Origin of the sequence: Pseudomonas pudica (assembly GCF_015680405.1) — a bacterium.
Classification (GTDB): domain Bacteria; phylum Pseudomonadota; class Gammaproteobacteria; order Pseudomonadales; family Pseudomonadaceae; genus Aquipseudomonas; species Aquipseudomonas pudica.
The window spans coordinates 86,597-111,738 of record NZ_JADLJS010000004.1; the positions used below are offsets into that span (position 1 = coordinate 86,597).

Annotated in this window: 24 protein-coding genes; 2 read left to right on the forward strand and 22 right to left on the reverse strand. The window is 60.0% G+C overall.

Annotated elements, in window-relative coordinates:
- The first annotated feature begins 120 nt into the window (after positions 1-120).
- Positions 121-1,560: a cardiolipin synthase gene (gene cls, locus IRZ77_RS04635; protein ID WP_108480430.1), complete on the forward strand. Its 1,440-nt coding sequence runs from the start codon at positions 121-123 to the stop codon at positions 1,558-1,560.
- 121 nt (positions 1,561-1,681) lie between these two features.
- Here cls and cfaB read toward each other — a convergent pair whose 3' ends face one another.
- Positions 1,682-2,866: a C17 cyclopropane fatty acid synthase CfaB gene (gene cfaB, locus IRZ77_RS04640; RefSeq protein WP_085601071.1), complete on the reverse strand. Its 1,185-nt coding sequence runs from the start codon at positions 2,864-2,866 to the stop codon at positions 1,682-1,684.
- Between the two features lie 208 nt (positions 2,867-3,074).
- On the opposite strand from cfaB, the gene lpdA reads away from it, so the two are divergent.
- Positions 3,075-4,475 (forward strand): dihydrolipoyl dehydrogenase, encoded by a 1,401-nt coding sequence (gene lpdA / locus IRZ77_RS04645; RefSeq protein WP_153670609.1) that lies wholly within the window; start codon positions 3,075-3,077, stop codon positions 4,473-4,475.
- A gap of 113 nt (positions 4,476-4,588) precedes the next feature.
- Here the strand turns inward: lpdA and glmS are convergent, their stop codons facing one another.
- The 21 genes from glmS to rpmH form a co-directional block, all read right to left on the reverse strand.
- Entirely contained in the window at positions 4,589-6,424 is a 1,836-nt protein-coding gene (gene glmS, locus IRZ77_RS04650; protein WP_108480428.1) for a glutamine--fructose-6-phosphate transaminase (isomerizing), read from the reverse strand.
- Positions 6,425-6,427: 3 nt separating this feature from the next.
- Positions 6,428-7,204, reverse strand: coding sequence for a DeoR/GlpR family DNA-binding transcription regulator (locus IRZ77_RS04655; protein ID WP_015268400.1), 777 nt, complete (start codon positions 7,202-7,204; stop codon positions 6,428-6,430).
- 275 nt (positions 7,205-7,479) lie between these two features.
- Positions 7,480-8,847 carry a bifunctional UDP-N-acetylglucosamine diphosphorylase/glucosamine-1-phosphate N-acetyltransferase GlmU gene (glmU, locus tag IRZ77_RS04660; protein ID WP_108480427.1) on the reverse strand — a complete coding sequence of 456 codons (1,368 nt, stop codon included), beginning with the start codon at positions 8,845-8,847 and terminating at the stop codon, positions 7,480-7,482.
- A 122-nt stretch (positions 8,848-8,969) separates the two neighbouring features.
- The gene (locus tag IRZ77_RS04665) at positions 8,970-9,389 is read right to left on the reverse strand and encodes a F0F1 ATP synthase subunit epsilon (RefSeq protein WP_003260039.1); all 420 of its coding nucleotides are present in this window, start codon (positions 9,387-9,389) and stop codon (positions 8,970-8,972) included.
- A gap of 43 nt (positions 9,390-9,432) precedes the next feature.
- Entirely contained in the window at positions 9,433-10,809 is a 1,377-nt protein-coding gene (atpD, locus tag IRZ77_RS04670; protein WP_023383132.1) for a F0F1 ATP synthase subunit beta, read from the reverse strand.
- Positions 10,810-10,836: 27 nt separating this feature from the next.
- Positions 10,837-11,697 (reverse strand): F0F1 ATP synthase subunit gamma, encoded by an 861-nt coding sequence (gene atpG, locus IRZ77_RS04675; RefSeq protein ID WP_023383133.1) that lies wholly within the window; start codon positions 11,695-11,697, stop codon positions 10,837-10,839.
- A 48-nt stretch (positions 11,698-11,745) separates the two neighbouring features.
- On the reverse strand, positions 11,746-13,290 hold the full coding sequence (atpA, locus tag IRZ77_RS04680; RefSeq protein WP_046615332.1) for a F0F1 ATP synthase subunit alpha: 1,545 nt from the start codon (positions 13,288-13,290) through the stop codon (positions 11,746-11,748).
- A gap of 21 nt (positions 13,291-13,311) precedes the next feature.
- Positions 13,312-13,848, reverse strand: a complete 537-nt coding sequence (locus IRZ77_RS04685; RefSeq protein ID WP_043214190.1) for a F0F1 ATP synthase subunit delta — start codon at positions 13,846-13,848, stop codon at positions 13,312-13,314.
- 12 nt (positions 13,849-13,860) lie between these two features.
- The gene (locus tag IRZ77_RS04690; protein WP_023383136.1) at positions 13,861-14,331 is read right to left on the reverse strand and encodes a F0F1 ATP synthase subunit B; all 471 of its coding nucleotides are present in this window, start codon (positions 14,329-14,331) and stop codon (positions 13,861-13,863) included.
- A 57-nt stretch (positions 14,332-14,388) separates the two neighbouring features.
- Entirely contained in the window at positions 14,389-14,646 is a 258-nt protein-coding gene (atpE, locus tag IRZ77_RS04695; protein ID WP_003097235.1) for a F0F1 ATP synthase subunit C, read from the reverse strand.
- Between the two features lie 144 nt (positions 14,647-14,790).
- Positions 14,791-15,660 (reverse strand): F0F1 ATP synthase subunit A, encoded by an 870-nt coding sequence (atpB, locus tag IRZ77_RS04700; RefSeq protein ID WP_023383137.1) that lies wholly within the window; start codon positions 15,658-15,660, stop codon positions 14,791-14,793.
- 16 nt (positions 15,661-15,676) lie between these two features.
- On the reverse strand, positions 15,677-16,084 hold the full coding sequence (locus IRZ77_RS04705) for a F0F1 ATP synthase subunit I (protein ID WP_008092225.1): 408 nt from the start codon (positions 16,082-16,084) through the stop codon (positions 15,677-15,679).
- A 149-nt stretch (positions 16,085-16,233) separates the two neighbouring features.
- A complete protein-coding gene (locus tag IRZ77_RS04710) occupies positions 16,234-17,106 on the reverse strand; it encodes a ParB/RepB/Spo0J family partition protein (protein WP_046615331.1) in 873 nt (290 codons plus the stop codon).
- 9 nt (positions 17,107-17,115) lie between these two features.
- Complete coding sequence (locus tag IRZ77_RS04715; protein WP_012274913.1) at positions 17,116-17,907, reverse strand: ParA family protein; 792 nt, start codon at positions 17,905-17,907, stop codon at positions 17,116-17,118.
- A gap of 18 nt (positions 17,908-17,925) precedes the next feature.
- Positions 17,926-18,576 carry a 16S rRNA (guanine(527)-N(7))-methyltransferase RsmG gene (gene rsmG, locus IRZ77_RS04720; protein ID WP_046615330.1) on the reverse strand — a complete coding sequence of 217 codons (651 nt, stop codon included), beginning with the start codon at positions 18,574-18,576 and terminating at the stop codon, positions 17,926-17,928.
- Positions 18,573-20,465 carry a tRNA uridine-5-carboxymethylaminomethyl(34) synthesis enzyme MnmG gene (mnmG, locus tag IRZ77_RS04725; protein WP_108480426.1) on the reverse strand — a complete coding sequence of 631 codons (1,893 nt, stop codon included), beginning with the start codon at positions 20,463-20,465 and terminating at the stop codon, positions 18,573-18,575. The genes rsmG and mnmG overlap by 4 nt, the downstream gene beginning before the upstream one ends.
- A gap of 570 nt (positions 20,466-21,035) precedes the next feature.
- The gene (gene mnmE / locus IRZ77_RS04730; protein ID WP_085601066.1) at positions 21,036-22,406 is read right to left on the reverse strand and encodes a tRNA uridine-5-carboxymethylaminomethyl(34) synthesis GTPase MnmE; all 1,371 of its coding nucleotides are present in this window, start codon (positions 22,404-22,406) and stop codon (positions 21,036-21,038) included.
- A gap of 88 nt (positions 22,407-22,494) precedes the next feature.
- Entirely contained in the window at positions 22,495-24,177 is a 1,683-nt protein-coding gene (yidC, locus tag IRZ77_RS04735; protein WP_046615326.1) for a membrane protein insertase YidC, read from the reverse strand.
- A gap of 2 nt (positions 24,178-24,179) precedes the next feature.
- Positions 24,180-24,425, reverse strand: a complete 246-nt coding sequence (gene yidD, locus IRZ77_RS04740) for a membrane protein insertion efficiency factor YidD (RefSeq protein WP_015268406.1) — start codon at positions 24,423-24,425, stop codon at positions 24,180-24,182.
- Positions 24,418-24,822, reverse strand: a complete 405-nt coding sequence (gene rnpA, locus IRZ77_RS04745) for a ribonuclease P protein component (protein WP_085601064.1) — start codon at positions 24,820-24,822, stop codon at positions 24,418-24,420. The genes yidD and rnpA overlap by 8 nt, the downstream gene beginning before the upstream one ends.
- Positions 24,823-24,835: 13 nt before the next feature.
- Complete coding sequence (gene rpmH, locus IRZ77_RS04750; RefSeq protein WP_003253163.1) at positions 24,836-24,970, reverse strand: 50S ribosomal protein L34; 135 nt, start codon at positions 24,968-24,970, stop codon at positions 24,836-24,838.
- Positions 24,971-25,142: the final 172 nt, after the last annotated feature.

Below are 25,142 nucleotides of genomic sequence, written 5' to 3' on the forward strand. Positions count from 1 at the left end.
CTGAAAAAAAGCCGGCCAAGCGGGCCGGACTGAGCCTTAGACGCCAAATCAACCTGCAGGTTGCAAGGCGGACCGGGAACGTGTTCTGTTACTCAAGTGTACTCGGCAAGCAGGATGCATATGGACTACCACAGCCCCTACTTCTTCGGTTATCTACTCGGCCTGGTTCACCTGCTGGGTATTGTCGCCGCACTGCACGCATTGTTCACCGTGCGCACAGCCCAAGGCGCCATCGCCTGGGCAATGCCGTTGTTTTTCATCCCCTACCTAACCCTGATCCCTTACCTGATCTTCGGTGCGCGCTCGTTCTATGCCTACATCAAGGCCCGGCGCCAAGCTAACCAGGAAATGCATGTGGCCATGGCCAACCTCAACTGGCGGCCTTGGGTAGAAGAAGCACTTACCGCCCGTGAGTCGGAGAGCTATGCGGCGTTGCGTGCCATGCCCAAGCTCGGGCGCATGCCCTGTCTTGCCAATAACGAGGTGAAACTGCTGATCGATGGCGGGGCCACATTCGACGCAATATTCGCAGCCATCGAAAAAGCCCGCGAAGTGGTGCTGGTACAGTTCTTCATCATCCATGACGACAGCGTAGGCAAAGCGCTGCAACAACTGCTGCTGCGCAAGGCCGCCGAGGGGGTGCAGGTGTTCGTGCTGTATGATCGCGTCGGCAGCCATGCCTTGCCGGCAAGCTACAGCCAACTGCTGCGCGACGGCGGTGTACAGATTCATGCCTTCGCAACCCGTCGTGGCTGGTTCAACCGCTTCCAGGTGAACTTCCGAAACCACCGCAAGATCGTGGTGGTGGATGGCCTGCTCGGTTTCATCGGCGGGCACAACGTGGGCGATGAGTACCTCGGTGGCCACCCGCAGCTCTCACCCTGGCGCGACACCCATGTGCAGATCAGCGGGCCGGTGCTGGCCTGCCTGCAGGAGTCGTTTGCCGAGGACTGGTACTGGGCCACACGCCAGCTACCGCCCCTGATTCTGCCGGACGCCTACCCGGACAACGGCGTGCTGTGCCAAGCCTTGGCCAGCGGCCCGGCCGACCCACAGGAAACCTGCTCGCTTTTCTTCCTTGAGGCGATCCATTCAGCCACCCGCCGCGTGTGGATCACCAGCCCGTACTTCATCCCCGACGAGGCAGTGTTCGCCGCGTTGCGTTTGGCGGTACTGCGTGGGGTCGATGTGCGAGTGCTGATTCCGTCACGCCCAGACCATCGCATCGTCTATGCCGCGTCCAGCCTTTTCGCCTTCGAAGCGGTACGTGCAGGTGTACGCATGTTCCGCTACCAACCGGGCTTCCTGCATCAGAAAGTGGTTCTGGTGGATGACGATGTCAGCGCGATCGGCAGTGCCAACCTGGACAACCGCTCGTTCCGCCTGAACTTCGAGATCACCCTGCTCACGATCGACCGCAGCTTCGCCGATCAGGTCGAGCGCATGCTGATCAATGACTTTGAACAGGCTCGGGAAATTACTGCGGAGGACAGCCGCGATACTCATCGGCTGCAGCAACTGGGGATGCGGATTGCGCGGCTGATTTCGCCGATTCTCTGACGTGTCGCGTACATTGTGGGAGCGGGTTTACCCGCGAAGACGTCAGCGGCTGTACCGACGCATTCGCGGGCCAACCCGCTCCCACAGGGTTCGGTGTCGCGCTTGCGTGCTTTGTCGCAATTCAGCGATACAGATCCTCGCGCGTCCAGGGTAAGTCATGATGCCCATCCGCGTAAGGCTTCACGGCCAGAATCTGATGCAGGTTGATCCAGCCCTTCTGGAAGGCATAGGCACACCCGGCCAGATACAAGCGCCAGATGCGCAAGGTCTTCTCGGGCACCAGCGCCGCCGCCTTGTGCAACTGGTTCTCCAGGTTCTCGCTCCAGTGGTGCAAGGTCTTGGCGTAGTGCAAACGCAGGCTTTCCACGTCTACCACCTCCAGCCCCGCCTCACAGATGCTGGCACTGATCATCGACAGGTGCGGCAGCTCGCCATGGGGGAACACGTAGCGATCGATGAACTCACCAGCGCCACGCCCGACCGGGCGGCCATCGACGTGCTTGGCGGTGATACCGTGATTCATCACCAGGCCGCCTTCCCTCACGGCACCGAACAGCTTCTGGCTATACAGCGCCAAGTTGGCATGCCCGACATGCTCGAACATGCCGACGCTGACAACCTTGTCGAAGCGGCCATCCTGAGGCAGGTCGCGGTAGTCGAGAATCTGCAGGTCGACCTTCTCAGCCAGCCCCTCGGCCTTAACCCGCTCACGGCCGAGCTTGAGCTGCTCCTTGCTCAAGGTGATACCAAACACCTTGGCGCCATACTCACGAGCAGCGAAACGCGCCAGCCCGCCCCAGCCGCAGCCTACGTCGAGCAGGTATTCACCCGCTTCCAGGCGCAGCTTGCGACACAAATGATCGAATTTGTCCTGCTGTGCCTGATCCAGCGTGTTGTCTGGCTCGCGGAAGTAGGCGCAAGAGTAGGCCATGTCCTGATCCAGCCATAGCTGGTAGAACGCATTGGAAACATCGTAATGGTAGGAAATGGCTTCGGCGTCGGTGCTCTTGTCATGGGCCAGGCGCTGCGGTGGGGTTTCGTCCTCATCGGTCAGCAGCGCTTCGCTAAGCTCATCGCATACGCGGATGGCTTCACCAATATCGCCCTCCAGCTCCAGCTTGCCCTCGACGAATGCCGTGCCCAGCTGGTCCATGCTCGGGTGGCTCAACTGGCTGATCAGCTGTGGCTCCTTGACCAGGATAGTGACCTGCGGGCTAGGCCCCAGATCGAACTGGTTACCGTCCCACAGTTTCAGCCGCAGCGGCAGATGCAGGCTCTGCAGTGCCGGTGGAAGTTGCGCAAGCATGAACGACCCTCCTGTCCGTATTTGGCCACGACGCCTGATATTTCGAACGTCGCCGGATCAGAGTAGTTCATTCGTGGGATGTTTCCTCTAAACGAGACCATGGTCTAGAGCCGACTGATCTTATCCCCACATCAGATTGTATACAATTTTTGCATCTCAGCTTAACCTTGTGCCCCCTCTTGTGCTTCTTCATCCTGGAGTTGAACCCATGAAATCCTATGACGTGGTGATCATCGGCGGTGGCCCTGGCGGTTATAACGCAGCCATCCGTGCCGGCCAGCTGGGCCTGAGCGTAGCCTGCGTGGAGGGCCGCTCCACCTTGGGCGGCACCTGCCTTAACGTGGGTTGTATGCCCTCCAAGGCGTTGTTGCATGCTTCCGAGCTGTACGAAGCCGCCATTGGTGACGAGTTCGCCCACCTCGGTATCGAAGTCAAACCTACCCTCAACCTCGCCCAGATGATGAAACAGAAGGACGAGAGCGTGACCGGCCTGACCAAGGGCATCGAGTACCTGTTCCGCAAGAACAAGGTCGACTGGGTCAAGGGCTGGGGTCGCCTGGACGGCGTCGGCAAGGTGGTGGTGAAGGCTGAGGACGGTAGCGAAACCACACTACAAGCCAAGGATGTGGTCATTGCCACCGGCTCCGAACCTACGCCCCTGCCGGGCGTGATCATCGACAACCAGCGCATCATCGACTCGACTGGCGCGTTATCGTTGCCACAGGTGCCCAAGCATCTGGTCGTCATCGGCGCCGGCGTGATCGGCCTCGAGCTGGGTTCGGTATGGCGCCGCCTGGGCAGCCAGGTCACGGTCATCGAATACCTCGACCGCATCTGCCCGGGCACTGACGAAGAAACCGCCAAGACCCTGCAGAAGGCCTTGGCCAAGCAAGGCATGGTGTTCAAGCTGGGCAGCAAGGTGACACAGGCCAGCGCCGGCGCCGATGGCGTTAGCCTGACCCTGGAGCCGGCCGCCGGCGGCACCGCAGAAACGCTGCAGGCTGACTATGTACTGGTCGCCATCGGCCGCCGCCCCTATACCAAAGGGCTGAACCTGGAAAGCGTGGGCCTGGAGACCGACAAGCGCGGCATGCTCGGCAACGATCACCACCGCACTTCCGTGCCGGGTATCTGGGTGATTGGCGACGTCACCTCCGGCCCGATGCTGGCGCACAAAGCCGAAGACGAAGCGGTTGCCTGCATCGAACGCATCGCCGGCAAGCCTCACGAGGTCAACTACAACCTTATCCCTGGTGTGATCTACACCCGCCCGGAGCTGGCTACCGTGGGCAAGACCGAAGAGCAGCTCAAGGCCGAAGGGCGTGCCTATAAAGTCGGCAAGTTCCCGTTCACGGCCAACAGCCGCGCCAAGATAAACCATGAGACCGAAGGCTTCGCCAAGGTCATCGCCGATGCCGAGACCGATGAAGTGCTGGGTGTGCACCTGGTAGGCCCAAGTGTCAGCGAGATGATCGGCGAGTTCTGCGTAGCCATGGAGTTCTCGGCCTCGGCGGAAGACATCGCCCTTACTTGCCACCCCCACCCGACCCGCTCCGAGGCCTTGCGCCAGGCAGCGATGAATGTGGACGGGATGGCGATGCAGATCTGATGCGAGATAGCCGGGGGCTTCCTTACTGCCCATCGCGACAAGGCCGCTACAGGAAAACGAGATTCCGTAGCGGCCTTTCGCGATGGGGCGCGGAAAGCGCCCTGGCTTCTGGCTTACTCGACCGTAACCGACTTGGCCAGGTTACGCGGCTGGTCCACGTCGGTACCCTTGAGCACCGCCACGTAGTAAGACAGCAACTGCAGCGGGATGGTGTACAGGATCGGCGCCAGGGCGTCGGCGATGTGCGGCACCTTGATCACGTGGGTACCTTCGCCATTGGTCATGCCGGCCTGCTCATCGGCAAACACTACCAGCTCGCCACCACGGGCGCGTACTTCCTGCAGGTTGGATTTCAGCTTCTCCAACAGTTCGTTGTTCGGCGCAACGGTTACCACTGGCATGTCGCTGTCCACCAGCGCCAGCGGGCCGTGCTTCAGCTCGCCTGCCGGATAGGCTTCGGCGTGGATGTAGGAGATTTCCTTGAGCTTGAGTGCACCTTCCATCGCCACCGGGTACTGCGCACCACGGCCGAGGAACAGGGTGTGGTGCTTGTCGGCGAACAGTTCGGCGATCTTTTCGACGGTGGCGTCCATGGCCAGGGCTTCGCCCAGGCGGGCCGGCAGACGGCGCAGTTCTTCGACCAGTTCGGCCTCTACACCGGCTTCCAGGGTACCGCGCACTTGGCCCAGAGCCAGAGTCAGCAGCATCAGCGAAACCAGCTGGGTGGTGAAAGCCTTGGTCGAGGCCACGCCGATTTCCGGGCCGGCCAGGGTCAGCAGGGTCAGGTCCGACTCACGCACCAGCGAGCTGATACCGACGTTGCAGATCGCCAGGCTGCCGAGGAAGCCCAGCTCCTTGGCGTTGCGCAGCGCGGCCAGGGTGTCGGCGGTTTCGCCAGACTGCGAGATGGAGACGAACAGGGTGTCCGGCTGCACTACCACCTTGCGGTAACGGAACTCGCTGGCCACCTCGACCTGGCATGGGATGCCAGCCAGGCTTTCCAGCCAGTAACGGGCGACCATGCCAGCGTGGTAGCTGGTACCGCAGGCAACGATCTGCACGTTGCGCACCTTTGCGAACAGTTCGGCAGCCTGCGGGCCGAAGGCCTGGACCATCACGTTGTCCTTGCCCAGGCGGCCTTCCAGGGTGCGCTGCACCACGCTTGGCTGCTCGTGGATTTCCTTGAGCATGAAGTGGCGGTAGGCACCCTTGTCGGCAGCTTCGGCACCTTCGTGGTACTGCACGGTTTCGCGCTGGACCTTATGGCCATCCTGGTCCCAGATGGAGACCTGGTCACGGCGAATTTCAGCGATGTCGCCTTCTTCCAGGTACATGAAGCGGTCAGTGACCTGGCGCAGGGCCAGTTGGTCGGACGCCAGGAAGTTCTCGCCCAGGCCCAGGCCGATGACCAGCGGGCTACCACTGCGTGCGGCTACCAGGCGGTCAGGCTGCTTGGCACTGATCAGAGCCAGGCCGTAAGCACCATGCAGGCGCTTTACCGCGGCCTTCAGGGCATCAGCCAAGTCCGGAATGCTTTTCAGGGTGTGGTGGATCAGGTGGACGATGACTTCGGTATCGGTCTGTGAAGTGAAGACATAGCCAAGGCCCTTCAGCTCTTCGCGCAGTTCTTCGTGGTTCTCGATGATGCCGTTGTGCACCACGGCCACTTCATTGCCCGAGAAATGCGGGTGGGCGTTGCCCTCGGTCGGCGCACCGTGGGTGGCCCAGCGGGTGTGGGCAATGCCCAGCTGGCCGGCCAGTGGCTCGGCGGCAACAGCGGCCTCCAGTTCACTGACCTTGCCGATACGACGACGGCGCTGCAGTTCACCGTTCTGGGTGAGGACAGCCAGGCCGGCGCTGTCGTAGCCGCGGTACTCAAGGCGCTTGAGACCTTCGATCAGGATGGCTGTGATGTTGCGCTCGGCGACGGCACCAACGATTCCACACATGGTTTATTGCTCCTGGCTGATCGCGGCGCAGATCAGGTTGATGCCGCGGGCTTGAATTTGTTCGCGTGCCGCTGCGGGCAGGCGTTCGTCAGTAATGAGAGTGTGTACGCTGCCCCAGGGCAGCTCGAGGTTGGGGATTTTGCGCCCTACCTTGTCCGATTCGACCATCACGATCACTTCGCGAGCGACTTCGGCCATGACCCGGCTCAACCCAAGGAGTTCGTTGAAGGTGGTGGTACCGCGGCCGAGGTCGATGCCGTCGGCACCGATGAACAGTTGGTCGAAATCGTAGGAGCGCAACACCTGCTCGGCCACCTGGCCCTGGAACGACTCGGAATGCGGGTCCCAGGTGCCACCGGTCATCAGCAGCACCGGCTCGTGTTCGAGGTCGCAGATGGCGCGGGCCACGTTCATCGAATTGGTCATCACCACCAGACCAGGGTGGCGCCCCAGTTCGGGGATCATGGCTGCCGTGGTGCTGCCACTGTCGATGATGATGCGCGCATGTTCGCGGATACGTGCCACCGCAGCGCGGGCGATAGCCTTTTTATAGGAAGACACCGGTTGGGCAGGTTCACCGAGCAGCTCTTGTGGCACCGGGACCGCGCCACCGTAGCGCCGTAGCAACAGGCCGTTGGTTTCGAGGGCAGCAAGGTCCTTGCGGATGGTGACTTCCGAGGTAGCGAAACGCTTGGCCAACGCGTCCACACTGACCTCGCCCTGCTCGCTGAGCAAAGCCAGGATGTTGTGCCGCCGCTGTGGGGTGTTTCGTTTCGACATAAGCGCTTAAGTTTCGATTCGAAAGATAATGATGGCAATCAAAACCTAAGATGAGCGATTCGTCAAGTTGTGGATAAACCCCAACGGAAAATGGGCACCCTGTGGGAGCGGGTTCACCCGCGAAGAAACCAACGCAATGATATGGCACCGGCTTCGCCGGTGTTCGCGGCTGAAGCCGCTCCCGCAGAGATCGTGCCAGCCCTTAGAGACGATTCGCCAAAAAAAGCCGACTTATTCACATAAGTCGGCTTTCGATCGAAACAGCTGTGTATAACTCAGCTCTTCTTTATCTTTTCCGGCCGCTTCCAGCCCGAGATGTTGCGCTGGCGCGCACGAGCCACTGCGAGGTCGCCTGCTTCCACAGTCTGGGTAATGGTCGAACCGGCAGCAGTGGTCGCACCAGCCTTGATTTCCACAGGCGCTACCAATGAGTTGTTCGAGCCGATGAAGACGTCCTCGCCCATCACTGTCTTGAACTTGTTGGCGCCATCGTAGTTGCAGGTGATGGTGCCGGCGCCGATGTTGGTCCGTGCACCGATTTCGGCATCGCCCAGGTAGGTCAGGTGACCGGCCTTGGCGCCTTCCCCGAGGTGGGCGTTTTTCAGTTCGACGAAATTACCCACATGGGCCTTGGCGTCCAGCACACTGCCCGGGCGCAGGCGGGCGAACGGGCCGGCATCGCTGCCCTCGCCCATCACGGCGCCTTCGAGGTGGCTGTTGGCCTTGACCACTGCGCCTTTGCGCAGGGTGGTGTTCTTGATCACGCAGTTAGGGCCGATCTGCACATCGTCCTCGATGACCACCTTGCCTTCGAGAATCACGTTGATGTCGATCAGCACGTCGCGGCCAACGGTCACTTCACCGCGGACATCGAAGCGCGCCGGGTCGCGCAGGGTCACACCCAGGGCCATCAGGCGACGGCCTTCGCGCATCTGGTAGTGGCGCTCCAGTTCGGACAGCTGGCGACGGTCGTTGGCGCCTTGCACTTCCATCGGGTCGTGCGGCTGTTCGGTAGCCACCACCAGGCCATCGGCCACAGCCATGGCGATGACGTCGGTCAGGTAATACTCGCCCTGGGCGTTGTTGTTCGACAGGCGGCCCATCCAGTCGGCCAGGCGCGCGGCTGGCAGTGCCAGGATACCGGTGTTGCCTTCCTTGATCGCTCTCTGCGCATCGTCGGCGTCCTTGTGCTCAACGATGGCCGTCACCTTGCCCTGCTCGTCACGCACGATGCGGCCATAGCCGGTCGGGTCGTCGAGGGTCACCGTGAGCAGGCCCAGCTGCTGCTCGTTGGCCTTGGCCAGCAGACGCTGCAGGGTTTCCACTTCGATCAACGGAACATCACCGTACAGCACCAGTACGGTTTCGGCGGTCAAGGCCGGTAGTGCCTGGGCAACAGCATGGCCGGTACCCAGCTGCTTGTCCTGCATGACAAAGTTCAGATCGTCGGCGGCCAGGCGCTCGCGAACCAGCTCGGCACCATGGCCAATGACCACATGAATACCTTGCGGCTGCAGCTGGCGCGCGCTGTGGATAACATGGCCGAGCATGGAGTTGCCGGCCACCGGGTGCAGCACCTTGGGCAGCGCCGAGCGCATTCGGGTGCCTTGGCCGGCGGCGAGAATAACGATATCGAGTGACATTACTGGCTACCAATCCTGGGTGGTCAGTGAAATGACCGGGAGGGAGAAATCAGAAAAAGAAAAAGGGTAGCCGAGGCTACCCTTTTACTCAATCGCAACAGAAGTTATCAGCCGAGGGCCGATTACTTGCCTCTGCGCATTTGCTGGACGGTACGCAGCTGAGCTGCGGCTTCGGCCAGACGTGCGGCGGCGGCGCCGTAGTCGAAGTCCGCGCCTTTCAGATTCAGGGCGTTCTCGGCAGCCTTGAGGGCTTCCTGAGCCTGAGCTTCATCCAGGTCTGCAGCACGTTGCACGGTATCGGCAAGCACCTTGACCATGTTCGGCTGAACCTCGAGGAAACCACCAGAGATGTAGAACACCTCTTGGGCGCCACCCTGCTTGGTCAGCGTGATCGGACCAGGCTTGAGATTGGTGATCAGCGGCGCGTGGCCCGGAGCGATACCAAGATCACCCAGGTTACCGTGCGCAACTACCATCTCGACCAGGCCGGAGAAGATCTCTCCTTCCGCGCTGACGATATCGCAATGGACTGTCATAGCCATCTGCTTGCCTCAACCTGATAGCGCCCCTCGCGGGGCGCAGGAATTACAGTTTCTTGGCTTTCTCGATCGCTTCGTCGATGCTGCCGACCATGTAGAACGCTTGTTCTGGCAGGTGGTCGTAGTCACCTTTGAGGATGCCGCTGAAGCCAGCGATGGTGTCTTTCAGGGAAACGTACTTGCCTGGCGAACCGGTGAAGACTTCGGCCACGAAGAACGGCTGCGACAGGAAGCGCTGGATCTTACGAGCACGGGCTACCAGTTGCTTGTCGGCTTCGGACAGTTCGTCCATACCCAGGATCGCGATGATGTCCTTCAGCTCTTTGTAGCGCTGCAGAACATACTGAACCTGACGGGCAGTTTCGTAGTGTTCGTTGCCGATCACGTTCGGGTCCAGCTGGCGCGAAGTCGAGTCCAGTGGATCGACCGCTGGGTAGATACCCAGGGAGGCGATGTCACGGGACAGAACGACGGTGGCGTCCAAGTGGGCGAAGGTAGTGGCTGGCGACGGGTCGGTCAGGTCGTCCGCAGGTACGTATACGGCCTGGATCGAGGTGATCGAACCTTCTTTGGTCGAAGTAATACGCTCTTGCAGAACGCCCATCTCTTCGGCCAGGGTTGGCTGGTAGCCTACTGCGGAAGGCATACGGCCCAGCAGTGCGGATACTTCGGTACCGGCCAGGGTGTAACGATAGATGTTGTCGACGAACAGCAGAACGTCGTTACCTTCGTCACGGAACTTCTCAGCCATGGTCAGGCCGGTCAGCGCTACGCGCAGACGGTTTCCTGGTGGCTCGTTCATCTGACCGTAGACCAGCGCTACCTTGTCGAGAACGTTGGAGTCCTTCATCTCGTGGTAGAAGTCGTTACCCTCACGAGTACGCTCACCCACACCGGCGAACACGGAGTAACCGCTGTGCTCGATGGCGATGTTACGGATCAGTTCCATCATGTTAACGGTCTTGCCGACGCCGGCACCACCGAACAGACCAACCTTACCACCCTTGGCGAACGGGCAAACCAGGTCGATAACCTTGATGCCGGTTTCCAGCAGGTCGTTGCCGCCTGCCTGGTCAGCGAAGGAAGGAGCCTTCTGGTGGATACCACGACGCTCTTCTTCGCCGATCGGGCCAGCTTCGTCGATCGGGTTGCCCAGAACGTCCATGATACGGCCCAGAGTGGCCTTACCAACAGGAACGGAAATGGCAGCGCCGGTGTCGACGACATCCAGACCGCGCTTCAGGCCTTCGGTAGAGCCCATCGCAATGGTACGAACCACGCCGTCGCCCAGCTGCTGCTGAACTTCCAGGGTGGTTTCCGCGCCTTGTACTTTCAGCGCGTTGTAAACACTCGGCACGACGTCGCGTGGGAATTCCACGTCGATGACGGCGCCGATGATTTGAACGATACGTCCGCTACTCATAGCTGGATCCTCTGAATTTTTGAACCGTTAAACCGCGGCAGCGCCGCCGACGATTTCCGAGATCTCCTGGGTGATCGCAGCCTGACGCGCCTTGTTGTAGATCAGCTGGAGTTCGCTGATCAAATCACCGGCGTTGTCTGTGGCGTTCTTCATGGCGATCATCCGGGCCGCTTGTTCAGCAGCGTTGTTCTCGACCACCGCCTGGTACACCTGCGACTCCACGTAACGCACCATCAAGCCGTCCAGCAGCTCTTTTGCGTCGGGTTCGTACAGGTAGTCCCAGTGATGCTTGAGATCCTGATCCGGGGTTGCCACCAACGGTACCAATTGCTCGACCGTCGGTTTTTGGGTCATGGTGTTGATGAACTTGTTCGAAACCACCGAGAGGCGATCGATGCGGCCGTCCAGGTAGGCGTCCAGCATCACTTTGACGGAGCCGATCAGATCGTTGATCGATGGCTCTTCGCCCAAGTGGCTGATCGCGGCTACGACGTTGCCGCCAAAGATGCGGAAGAAAGTCGCACCCTTGCTGCCGATCACGCACAGGTCGATTTCCACGCCCTGTTCGCGGTTTTCGTTCATGTCCTTGACCAGGGCCTTGAACAGGTTGGTGTTCAAGCCACCGCACAGACCGCGGTCACTGCTCACCACGATATAACCGGCGCGCTTTACAGGGCGCTCGATCATGAACGGGTGGCGGTATTCCGGGTTGGCGTTGGCCAGATGACCGATCACCTGGCGGATACGCTCCGCGTAAGGACGGCTAGCAGCCATGCGCAGTTGTGCCTTGCGCATCTTGCTGACCGCCACTTTCTCCATGGCGCTGGTAATTTTTTGCGTGCTTTTGATGCTCGCAATCTTACTGCGAATCTCTTTTGCGCCTGCCATGTATCACCTATCAGGTTAGCAAGCGGGGGCCGCAGCCCCCGCTGCGGCTTACCAGGTCTGGGTGGCCTTGAACTTCTCGATACCGGCTTTCATGCCAGCGTCGATTTCGTCGTTGAAGTCACCCTTCACGTTGATCTTCGCCATCAGTTCGGCGTGATCACGGTTGAAGTAGGCGATCAGAGCTTGCTCGAAGCTACCGACCTTGTTGACTTCTACGTCGGTCAGGAAACCACGCTCAGCGGCGTACAGCGACAGAGCCATGTCCGCGATGGACATTGGCGCGTACTGCTTCTGCTTCATCAGCTCGGTAACGCGCTGACCATGCTCCAACTGCTTGCGGGTCGCTTCGTCCAGATCGGAAGCGAACTGGGCGAATGCAGCCAGTTCACGGTACTGAGCCAGAGCGGTACGGATACCACCGGACAGCTTCTTGATGATCTTGGTCTGAGCGGCACCACCTACGCGGGATACCGAAACACCGGCGTTCACTGCAGGGCGGATGCCCGAGTTGAACATGGCCGATTCCAGGAAGATCTGACCGTCGGTGATGGAGATCACGTTGGTCGGAACGAACGCGGAAACGTCGCCAGCCTGGGTTTCGATGATCGGCAGGGCGGTCAGGGAACCGGTCTTGCCAGTGACTGCGCCGTTGGTGAACTTCTCGACGTACTCTTCCGAAACGCGCGATGCACGCTCCAGCAGACGGGAGTGGAGATAGAACACGTCACCTGGGTACGCTTCGCGTCCTGGTGGACGACGCAGCAGCAGGGAGATCTGACGGTAGGCAACGGCCTGCTTGGACAGGTCATCGTAAACGATCAGGGCGTCTTCGCCGCGGTCACGGAAGTACTCGCCCATGGTGCAGCCGGCATAAGGAGCCAGGAACTGCAGCGCGGCCGATTCCGAGGCGCTGGCAGCAACAACGATGGTGTTGGCCAGGGCGCCGGCTTCTTCCAGCTTGCGCACAACGTTGGCGATGGTCGACTGCTTCTGGCCTACGGCCACGTATACGCAGAAGATACCGCTGTTTTTCTGGTTGATGATCGCGTCGACCGCCATGGCGGTCTTACCGATCTGACGGTCACCGATGATCAGCTCGCGCTGGCCACGGCCAACCGGGATCATGGCGTCAACCGACTTGTAGCCAGTCTGTACAGGCTGGTCTACCGATTTACGCCAGATAACACCCGGAGCGACCTTTTCGACCGCGTCGGTTTCGGTGGTGGCCAGAGGACCTTTGCCATCGATCGGGTTACCCAGAGCGTCGACGACGCGGCCCAGCAGGCCTTTGCCGACCGGAACTTCCAGGATGCGACCGGTGCACTTGGCGCTCATGCCCTCGGCGAGGGAGGTGTACGCACCCAGTACCACCGCACCTACGGAGTCTTGCTCCAGGTTCAGTGCCATACCGTATACGCCGCCCGGGAACTCGATCATTTCGCCGTACATAGCGTCGGCCAGACCGTGGATCCGTACGATACCGTCGGAAACGCTTACGACGGTACCTTCGTTACGGGCTTGGGAGCCGACATCGAGCTTCTCGATGCGACCCTTGATGATTTCACTAATTTCGGAAGGATTGAGTTGCTGCATTGCTCTGCTGCCCCTTCAAACTCAAGATTTCAATGCTTCGGCCAGTTTCGCGATCTTGCCGCGAACCGAGCCATCGATTACCAGGTCGCCGGCGCGGATGACGACGCCGCCGATCAGGCTGGCATCCTCCGACGCGTGCAGGCGCACTTCCCGGCTGAGCCGTGCACTGAGAACCTTGGCGAGTTTGTCTTGCTGTTCTTGGTTCAACGCAAAAGCACTGGTGACTTCCACGTCCACGGATTTCTCTTGCTCGGCCTTGTACAGGTCGAACAGGGCGGCAATCTCCGGCAGAAGCAGGAGACGGTCGTTTTCCGCGGCAACATGAATGAAATTCTGTGCCTGTGCATCGAACTTGTCACCGCACACTTCAATGAATGCGGCGGCCTTTTCTGCGCTTGTCAGTCGCGGGGCCTTGAGCAGGCGCTGCATGGTGTCGTCTTCCGACACCGCAGCAGCCAGGCCGAGCATGGCTGACCAATTGGCCAGTTGCTGATGGGCCTGGGCATGCTCAAAGGCAGCCTTAGCGTAAGGTCGGGCCAACGTGGTCAGTTCTGCCATGATCGCCCTCGCTTAAATTTCAGCGGCCAGTTTGTTAACCAGCTCCGCATGCGCGTTTTGATCGATTGTGGCGCCAAGGATCTTTTCAGCACCGCCAACAGCCAGGGCACCCACTTGGGCACGCAGGGCGTCTTTGACGCTGTTCAGTTCCTGTTCGATCTCGGCTTGAGCCTGAGCCTTCACACGGTCAGCTTCGACGCGAGCCTGTTCACGGGCTTCCTCGACAAGCTGAGCAGCGCGTTTCTTGCTTTGCTCAATGATTTCGGCTGCCTGTGCCTTCGCTTCACGCAGTTGCTGACCCGCTTTCTCTTGGGCCAGCTCCAGGTCGCGAGCTGCGCGGTTGGCAGCGTCCAAGCCGTCGGCAATCTTCTTTTGGCGCTCTTGCAGGGCAGTGATGACCGGAGGCCATACATACTTCATGCAGAAGAGTACAAAAATCAGAAAAGCAACGGATTGGCCAATCAGGGTTGCATTAATGTTCACGCCAACACCTCGCTCGGTCTTTGTCCATCACACCAATCAACTCGTAGAAACGAGTGATTAGCCGGCGATCTGACCAACGAAGGGGTTCGCGAAGGTGAAGAACAGAGCGATACCAACACCGATCATGGTTACGGCGTCGAGCAGACCGGCAACGATGAACATTTTGACCTGCAGCATCGGAACCATCTCAGGCTGACGAGCAGCGCCTTCCAGGAACTTGCCGCCCAGCAGGCCGAAACCAATGGCGGTACCCAGAGCACCCAGGCCGATCAGCAGAGCAACAGCGATAGCGGTCAGACCAACTACAGTTTCCATCTTTCCTCCCGACTTTTACGTCGTATTGGTTAGGTTTTTAGTTTGAAGCGGTAAAACAAATCGTTTGGTACAGCATGCCCTTGCGGACTTTTTAAGCCCTCCCCCCAAACGAGCGGGGAAGGCTATCAGACACGCCAGGCGGTCTTAATGGTTATCTTCGTGAGCCATCGACAGGTAGACGATGGTAAGCATCATGAAGATGAAGGCTTGCAGGGTGATGATCAGGATGTGGAACACAGCCCACGCCCACTGCAGCACCACACCCAGGCCGCTGAGCCAGAGGATACCGGCGCCGAACATCACGGCGATCAGGATGAACACCAGCTCGCCGGCGTACATGTTGCCGAACAGACGCAGTGCCAGCGAGATCGGCTTGGCGATCAGGGTGACGAATTCCAGCAGGAAGTTGACCGGGATCAGCAGGATCTGAACGAAGATGTTCTTGCTGCCGAACGGGTGCAGGGTCAGCTCGCCGATGAAGCCGCCCAGGCCCTTGACCTTGATGCTGTAGAAGATGATCAGGGCGAACACACAGAAGGCCATGGCCAGGGTCGCGTTCGGGTCGGTGGTAGACACGGCGCGGAACGGAATGTGCGGATCACCGGAGATCAGGATGGCCAGCTGAGGAATCCAGTCGACCGGTACTAGGTCGATGGCGTTCATCAGGAACACCCAGACGAAAATGGTCAGCGCCAGCGGAGCGATTACCGGGCTACGGCCGTGGAAGGAGTCCTTCACGCTGCCGTTGACGAAGTCTACCAGCACTTCAACGAAGTTCTGCAGGCCGCCAGGTTGGCCCGAAGTCGCCTTCTTGGCCGCCATGCGGAAGATGAACAGGAAGATCAGACCCAGCGCGACGGACCAACCCAGGGTGTCCAGGTGGAACGCCCAGAAGCCCATTGCCTTGGCTTCTGCAGCCGAATGGGCGAAGCCCCAGCTGCCGTCTGGTAGTTGACCGTAGGTCAGGTTCTGCAAGTGGTGCTGGATATAGCCCGAAGCGGTTTCTGCTGCCATGGTTGCCTCAAACGCCCTAAGGTCTCGAAAGTCTTTTATTCATCAGCAGGGGCGCGAACCAGCTGACCAAAAGGGTCAACACGAAGACGCCGAATACTGCTAACGGCGCCAGTGGCTTCACTCCTGCGAAGGTCAGTGCAAAAAGCACTGCCGTCAAAATCATCTTGCCTGCCTCGCCAGCGTAGAACGACTTGACGATGGCTTGTGCCGCCCGGGCCCCGCTGAAGCGAAAAGCCTTCCAGGCGAAATACACATTGGGTAGCCAGGCAATCAAACCTCCGCAAAGGCCTGAATATCCACTGACCGCCCCTTTCCACTGCCACAACACCAACGTTGCCAGCAGCAGTACGACGAATTGAGCCAGCAGTACCGGGAAAACCGCCCAGCGATGGAAAGGCAGGCGGTTTGGCGTGCGGATTTCCATCACAACTGCTCCTCGGAAGTCGACCAGCAAGTCAGTTATGACTTGGCATAATTTGTGCCGACAAAATGCGCGCAGAGTATAGGGGTGGATTAACCCCTATTCAACTATTCGGTAGTGATTTCCGACTGCGCGCTACAACGGGAATTGTTTCAGCGGATGTGAGCAAGCACGCCTTGCAACTCGTCAAGCGAGTTGTAGCGAATAACCAATTGGCCTTTGCCCTTGTTGCCATGGCGGATCTGCACGGCCGAGCCCAGGCGCTCTGCGAGCCGCTGTTCAAGGCGTGCGATATCCGGATCAGGTTTGCTCGGTTCGACCGGATCAGGTTTGTCGCTGAGCCATTGACGAACCAGTGCCTCGGTTTGGCGCACGGTGAGGCCACGTGCGACAACATGACGCGCCCCCTCTTCCTGACGGTGTTCTTCCAGCCCGAGCAGTGCACGGGCATGGCCCATCTCCAGGTCACCATGGGCGAGCATGGTCTTGATCGCATCGGGCAGGGTGATCAGGCGCAGCAGGTTCGCCACGGTCACCCGCGACTTGCCGACGGCATCGGCCACCTGTTGCTGGGTGAGCTCGAACTCTTGCTGCAGGCGCTGCAGGGCCAGAGCCTCTTCCAGCGGGTTGAGGTCTTCGCGCTGGATGTTCTCGATCAGCGCCATGGCTATGGCGGCTTCGTCGGGCACTTCGCGGACCATCGCCGGGATCTTGTCCAGGCCAGCCTGCTGGGTGGCGCGCCAGCGGCGCTCACCGGCGATGATCTCGTAGCGGTTGCCGTCGATCGGGCGCACCACGATCGGCTGCATGACGCCATGGTTGCGAATCGAGTGCGCGAGCTCTTCCAGCGCCTCCGGATCCATGTCCCGGCGCGGCTGGTACTTGCCACGCTGGATCACCTCGACCGGCAGGTGTTGCAGTTCTTTCTGGTCGATCTTCACAGCCTGCTCTTCGAGCGCGCTGACGGAAGGACCACTGAGCAGTGCATCCAACCCACGTCCGAGACCCCGTTTCTTGACGGCCATACGGATTCCTTAAGTTGTTTGTGCAGTGCGGGATTGACGGCGTTGACGGCGTACCAGTTCCCCGGCCAGGGCCAGATAAGCCAGCGCGCCTCGCGATTGCTTGTCGTAGGCCAGGGCCGGCATGCCGAAGCTCGGGGCCTCGGCCAGGCGAATGTTGCGCGGAATGACCGTGTCGTACAGCTGCGGACCAAAGTGCTCCTTCAACTGCGCCGATACGTCGTTGTTCAGGCTCAGGCGCGGATCGTACATGGTCCGCAGCAGGCCCTCGATCTTCAGCTCCGGGTTAAGCCGGGCGGCGATGCGTTTGATGTTATCCACAAGGTCGCTGAGACCTTCCAGTGCGTAGTACTCACACTGCATCGGGATGATCACCCCATCGGAGGCGACCAGGGCATTGAGCGTGAGCATCGACAAAGACGGAGGGCAGTCGATGAGGATGTAGTCGTAGTTCTCGCGGATCGGCGCCAGGGCGTTGCGCAGGCGGCTCTCCTTGACCTGCATTTCCAGCAGCACCACTTCGGCGGCGGTCAGGTCACGGTTGGCTGGCAGCAACTGGAAACCCCCGTGCTCGGAGTAATGCATGGCCTGAGCCAGGTCGCATTCCCCGATCAACAGGTCGTAGACCGAGTGCTCGAGCTCGTGCTTGTCCACACCGCTGCCCATGGTGGCGTTGCCCTGCGGATCGAGGTCGATCAGCAGCACACGACGCTTGGTCGCGGCCAGCGAAGCAGCGAGATTGATACAGGTGGTTGTCTTGCCCACACCACCTTTCTGGTTCGCGATTGCGAATACCTTAGCCATTGTTGCGTGTGTTCCCAGTCATGCCTTGCGGCGCAGTATCAGCAGATGGCGCTGGCCCTGGCAACCTGGAACGGTCAGGGCCTGCTCGCTTTCCACTGTGAAGTCTGCGGGCAATGCTACCAGTTCATCGGCAGGATGCAGCCCCTTCATTGCAAGCCATTGCGTCCCGGTGTCGCCAAGGTGGCGGGTCCAGTTGGTGAAGTTCTCCATGCTGCTGAAGGCGCGGGAGATGATTCCGCTGAACGGTTGTGTAGGCTGGAAGGCTTCGACCCGGCTGTGGATAACCGTGAGGTTGTCCAGCTTGAGTTCCATTTTCACCTGGGTCAGGAAACGGGTCTTCTTGCCATTGGCGTCCAGCACCGTCACGCGCTTGTGAGGATGCAGGATAGCCAACGGGATACCGGGCATGCCACCGCCACTTCCGACATCCAGCCAGTTGTCACGCTCGCTGTGGATAAACGGCATGACACTGAGGCTGTCGAGCAGGTGACGCGACACCATCTCGTCGGGGTCGCGCACGGCGGTGAGGTTGTAGGCTTTGTTCCATTTGATCAACAGGGCCAGGTAGCCGAGCAGCTTTTCATGATGCTCGGCGTTCAGCTCGACACCGAGCTGGCGCGCACCTGTGGACAACTCTTCAGCGTGTTGCGGGGTGACCAGGGAACTCAAGCGCTTTGCTCCAATTCGCGGCCAGCGCCGCGTTTTTTCAAGTGAATCAGCAACAAGGAAATCGCTGCCGGGGTCACGCCCGGGATGCGCGAAGCCTGGCCCAGGGTTTCCGGACGGGTCTGGCCAAGCTTGCCCTGGATTTCCTTGGACAGGCCGGAAATCGTCGAGTAATCGATATCCACAGGCAGGCGAGTGTCTTCACTGGCGCGCAGACGTGCGATTTCATCCTGCTGGCGGTCGATGTAACCGGCGTACTTGGTGCGGATCTCGACCTGCTCGGCGACCTGTGGATCGATCGCTTCGCCACCGGTTGCCTCGATCAGCCCGGCGTAGTCGATTTCCGGGCGGGCAAGCAGGTTCAGCAGGCTGTACTCGTGGCTGAGCGGGGTACCGAACTTATCCACAATGGCCTGACCTTGCTCGGTGTTCGGGCGTACCCAGGTCGACTTCAGGCGCTGCTCCTCGCGTTCGATGCCGTCGCGCTTGGCGCAAAAGGCAGACCAACGCTGGTCGTCGATCAGGCCGAGCTCGCGGCCCTTTTCGGTCAGGCGCAGGTCGGCGTTGTCTTCGCGCAGGATCAGGCGGTACTCGGCACGCGAAGTGAACATGCGGTACGGCTCCTGGGTACCCAGGGTAATCAGGTCGTCGACCAGTACGCCGATGTACGCCTCGTCGCGGCGCGGGCACCAGCTGTCTCGGCCCAGCGCCCGCAGGGCTGCGTTGGTCCCGGCCAGCAAACCCTGAGCGCCGGCTTCTTCGTAACCGGTGGTGCCGTTGATCTGGCCGGCGAAGAACAGGCCGCCGATGACTTTGGTCTCGAGGCTGTACTTGAGGTCACGCGGGTCGAAGTAGTCGTATTCGATGGCATAGCCCGGGCGGACGATGTGGGCGTTCTCCATGCCGCGGATCGACCGTACCAACTCCAGCTGCACGTCGAACGGTAGCGAAGTGGAAATACCGTTGGGGTACAGCTCATGGGTGGTCAGGCCTTCCGGCTCGATGAACACCTGGTGGCTTTCCTTGTCGGCGAAGCGGTGGATCTTGTCCTCGATCGACGGGCAGTAGCGCGGGCCGACACCTTCGATCACACCCGAGTACATCGGCGAACGGTCGAGGTTCGAGGCGATGATCTCGTGGGTGCGCGCATTTGTGTGGGTAATCCAGCAGCTCACCTGGCGCGGGTGCATCTGGGCATTGCCCATGAAGGACATCACAGGAATCGGCGTATCGCCTGGCTGCTCGGTCATCACCGAGAAGTCCACCGAACGGCCGTCGATACGCGGCGGAGTACCGGTTTTCAGGCGGCCGACGCGCAACGGCAATTCACGCATGCGGTGGGCCAGGGCGATCGAAGGTGGATCGCCGGCGCGACCGCCGGAATGGTTTTGCAGACCAATGTGGATAAGGCCGCCAAGGAAGGTACCGGTGGTCAGTACCACCGATTCGGCGAAGAAACGCAGGCCCATCTGGGTCACCACGCCTTTGACCTGGTCCTGCTCGACGATCAGGTCGTCGCAGGACTGCTGGAATATCCACAGGTTCGGCTGGTTTTCCAGGATTTCACGCACCACTGCCTTGTAGATAGCGCGGTCGGCCTGTGCACGGGTGGCGCGTACGGCCGGGCCCTTGCGGTTGTTCAAAACGCGGAACTGGATGCCGCTCTTGTCGGTGGCCAGCGCCATGGCGCCGCCGAGGGCATCGATCTCTTTGACCAGATGGCTTTTGCCAATACCGCCAATGGCGGGGTTGCAGCTCATGTGACCGAGGGTTTCCACGTTATGGGTCAGCAGCAGGGTTTTCACACCCATGCGTGCAGACGCAAGCGCAGCCTCGGTACCGGCATGGCCGCCGCCGATGACGATCACTTCAAAACGGGAAGGGAAATCCACCACGCACCTCGTGCCTGTTTTTGCGAATAGAGAAGGTAAGCGGACAAGTATAGGGACTTCACACCCTTTAAAGAAACCGTCTGAGCAAATTTTGACCAGTCTGTGGATGAGTGGCAGCCAACAGAAATCAAAAAGGAGAAAGTTAAAAAAGCTTTGTTTTTATGTTTATTCTTATGCACAAGCTTTTCTGTGGATAAGCTCATGCAGGCCTTTACCCATGCTGTGTAGAGCAAAATTAAACCCTGTGGCTGGAGTACCATGAGGGCTCTGGATAAGACGATTTAGCCTGTGGATTAAATGGCTTGTTACCCACAGGCGGGTTTATCCTCAGAAAAAAATCCTGCTTATCAACGGAGCTGAAGGCGAGTTTTCCACAGGGCTCCTGAGAGAAGATTGGGGTAGGTGAATGAAAAAAATATGAACCTGCACCGGCCTCTTCGCGGGTGAACCCGCTCCCACAGGGTTCTGCACAGCCTTCAGGTGCGGCGCGATTTCCGTAGAAGCTGCGAAATTTGAGGTAAAAAAAAGCCGCTCACGAAGGAGCGGCTCTTGGTTTTGCCTGGCTGTGAATTACTTACCGATGCAGAAGCTGGAGAAAATCCGCCCCAGCAGGTCGTCAGAGCTGAATGCCCCGGTAATCTCCCCCAGGGCCTGCTGCGCCTGGCGCAGGTCTTCCGCCAACAGCTCACCCGCGCCAGCCAAGGTCAGTTGTGCACGGCCATGTTCCAGGTGCTCACTGGCCTGGCGCAGGGCATCCAGATGGCGCCGGCGAGCGCTGAAACCACTCTCGGCCGTCTGTTCATAACCCATGCAGGCTTTCAGGTGGTCACGCAACAACTGCAGCCCTGCATCGTCCCCTTTGGCACTGAGGGTGATCGTTACATGGCCGTCATCGCACTGTTCCAGCGCTACCTGCTCACCACTAAGATCGGCCTTGTTCCGAATCAGCGTCACCTTGGCCGGGTCTGGCCGCTGGTCGAGAAATTCTGGCCACAGGGCGAACGGGTCGCTGGCCTCGGGCGCGGTGGAATCCACCACCAACAACACCCGGTCTGCCTCGCCAATGGCCTTCAGCGCACGTTCCACGCCAATCTTTTCCACATGGTCATCGGTGTCGCGCAAACCGGCAGTATCGACCACGTGCAGCGGCATGCCGTCGATGTGGATATGTTCGCGCAGGATGTCCCGCGTGGTGCCGGCAATATCGGTGACGATGGCCGCTTCCCGCCCCGCCAGCTGGTTCAGCAGGCTCGACTTGCCAGCATTCGGCCGACCGGCGATGACCACGGTCATGCCGTCGCGCAGCAAAGCGCCCTGCCCGGCTTCCCGCTGCACTGTGGACAACTCGCCGCGAACGTTATCGAGCATCGAAAGTACATGGCCATCAGCGAGGAAGTCGATTTCTTCCTCGGGGAAGTCGATCGCCGCCTCGACGTAGATGCGCAGGGCTATCAGTGCTTCGGTCAGGCTGTGCACACGCTTGGAGAACTCGCCCTGCAGCGAACGCAGTGCGTTGCGCGCAGCCTGGCTGGAACTGGCTTCGATCAGGTCGGCAATGGCTTCGGCCTGGGCCAGGTCGAGCTTGTCATTGAGGAATGCACGTTCGCTGAACTCACCCGGGCGAGCCAGCCGGCAACCAACCTGTACACAGCGCTGCAGCAGCATATCCAGCACCACCGGGCCACCGTGGCCCTGCAGTTCCAGCACGTCCTCGCCGGTGAACGAATTCGGCCCGGGGAAGAACAGCGCGATCCCTTCGTCCAGCACCAGGCCTTCCTCGTCGCGGAACGGGCCGTAATGGGCGTGGCGCGGGGTAAGCGTACGGCCGGTGATCAACTGGCCGGCCTTGGCAGCCAGAGGGCCGGACAACCTGACAATACCCACACCGCCACGGCCTTGGGCGGTGGCGATGGCGGCGATGGTTTCACGCACAGTGTTCATGCTCGAAAGCCTCTACGACAAAAACGACAGATAGCAAAAACGCCCCACTAGGGGGCGTTTTTTATTCACAGGCTAGCGCAGTAGCCTGTCAAGCAGCAGCTTTTTTGCTGGCTGCTTCGATGCTGCGGGTGATGTACCACTGCTGTGCGATCGACAGGCAGTTGTTCACAACCCAGTACAGCACCAGACCAGCCGGGAACCACAGGAAGAAGAAGGTGAAGATGATCGGCATCATTTTCATCACCTTGGCCTGCATTGGATCCGGCGGCGTCGGGTTCAGGCGCTGCTGGATGAACATGGTGGCGCCCATGATGATCGGCAGGATGAAGAACGGATCCTTGATCGACAGGTCGGTAATCCACAGCATCCATGGAGCCTGGCGCATTTCCACGCTTTCCAGCAGTACCCAGTACAGGGCCAGGAACACTGGCATCTGCACCAGGATCGGCAGGCAGCCGCCCAGCGGGTTGATCTTCTCCTTTTTGTACAGCTCCATCATCGCCTGGGACATCTTCTGGCGATCGTCACCGAAGCGTTCCTTCAGTGCAGCGAGCTTCGGCGCAACGGCACGCATGCGCGCCATCGAACGGTAGCTGGCAGCCGACAGCGGGAAGAACAGGCCTTTGATCAGCATGGTCAGCACGATGATCGACCAGCCCCAGTTACCCAGCAGGCTGTGGATATGTTGCAGCAGCCAGAAGATCGGCTGGGCGATGAACCACAGGAAGCCATAGTCGACGGTCAGTTCCAGGCCTGGGGACAACTCTTTCAGCTTGGACTGGATTTTCGGGCCGGCGTACAGCATGGCGCTGGTTTCGACCTTGCCGCCAGCAGGCACGCTGATGGCCGGGCCGGTGTAGCCGATGATGTAGTTGCCCTGGCTGTCCTTGCGGGTCTGGACAACGTTGTTGTCCGACTTGGCCGGAATCCAGGCGGTCACGAAGTAGTGCTGCAGCCAGGCAACCCAGCCGCCGGACACATTTTCTTTCAAACTACCTTTGTCGATGTCCTTCATCGAGACCTTTTTGTAAGGCTCGGAAGCAGTCCACAGGGCAGCGCCCAGGTAGGTGGCGGTACCGGTGGCGGTGCTCGAAGACGGATCGGAGCTGGCGTCACGCTTGAGCTGGGCAAACATGTTGCCGCTCCAAGCCTGGCCGCTCTGGTTGTCGATCAGGTAGCTGACGGTCAGGTCATATTCGCCGCGCTTAAAGGTGAAGCGCTTGATGTAGTTGACGCCGTTGTCGCTGAACTTCAGGTCGACCACCAGTTGTTCCTGGCCATCGGCCAGCTGGTAACCCTTCTTGTCGGTAGCGTATAGAGGGCGACCGGCAGGACGGGCATCCGGACCGTTTACGCCGGTCAGGCCGCTTTGTGCCAGGTAGACACGCTCGCCACCGTTGTCGAACAGCTGGAACGGAATGTCCGGGTGATCCTGGCGACGTGGGTATTGCGGCAGGTTCAGCTGGACGATGTCACCGCCAACCGGATCGATAGCCAGCTCCAGGACATCGGTCTTGACCCGGATCAGGTCCTTGCTGACCGCAACCGGTGCCAGTTCGGCTGCGCTGGTTTCGGCGTTGGCGCTTGGCACATCGGCGCTGGCGCCGGCATTACCGGCCGGTACGCCATCCGGCAAACCCGGGGCAACGGTGCTGGCAGCAGTATTCTGAGTCGGCAGGGCAGCCTGGCCGTAGTCCTGGTTCCACTTGAGGACCATGACGTAGGACACGATTGCCAGGGCGACGATCAGGATCGTGCGTTTAATATCCATGATTACTCGGCTATCGAAGAAGTTCGGGAGGAAGGAGCGGGAGGAACGGGATCGAAACCGCCGTCGTTCCACGGATGACAACGCCCCAGGCGACGAACGGCTAGCCACCCACCACGCCAGAGGCCGTGGTTTTCGATGGCTTCATAGGCATAACAGGAGCAACTGGGGAAGAAACGACAGTGGTTGGCCATCAGAGGACTAATGGCGTAACGGTAAAACTGGATCGGAACGAGCGCCAGTTTACGCATCTTGGCTGTCTACCCCTGCGGAATTGGCGGTCACTGCTGGAGTGGGCCGGCTGCGCGCCAGGCGTTTCCAGAGTTTGCCAAAGTGTTGGTGCAATTCCGGGTTTTCTATCTCACCCAATCCCTTGCGCGCGACGATCACAATGTCCAAACCGGCAAGCAAATGCTGGTTCAGGCGAAAGGAATCGCGCATCAAGCGCTTGAGGCGGTTGCGTTGAACGGCGAGCTTGACGCTCTTCTTGCCGATCACCAGGCCGAGGCGTGGGTGATCGAGGCCGTTCTCGCGAGCAAGGATCAGCAGGTTTTTCCCTGGAACCTTGCCGGTTGGGGAGTCGAAGACCGCTTTGAAATGTCGGGGTGTAAGCAGTCGCTTTTCCCGACTGAAGTCCTGACTCACCACCTGTGCCGAAAAATCAAATGGCCAGACGCTTACGGCCTTTGGCACGACGACGCGACAGAACAGCGCGGCCGTTCTTGGTAGCCATACGGGCACGGAAGCCGTGGGTGCGCGCGCGCTTGATGGTGCTTGGTTGGAAAGTACGTTTCATGGCGTGTTACCTGGTTTGTCGACGACGGGCCGGGATGGCCCCCTTTTTAAGAGACCGGCGATTCTAGAGAAAGCAAGCCCGTAGGTCAATTTCCAACCAGTCTTTCCATATAGAGCACGTGATGGACGGTGCGTGCCTGCCCTCCCCCAGGGGGTGCTTGATCGGACACACG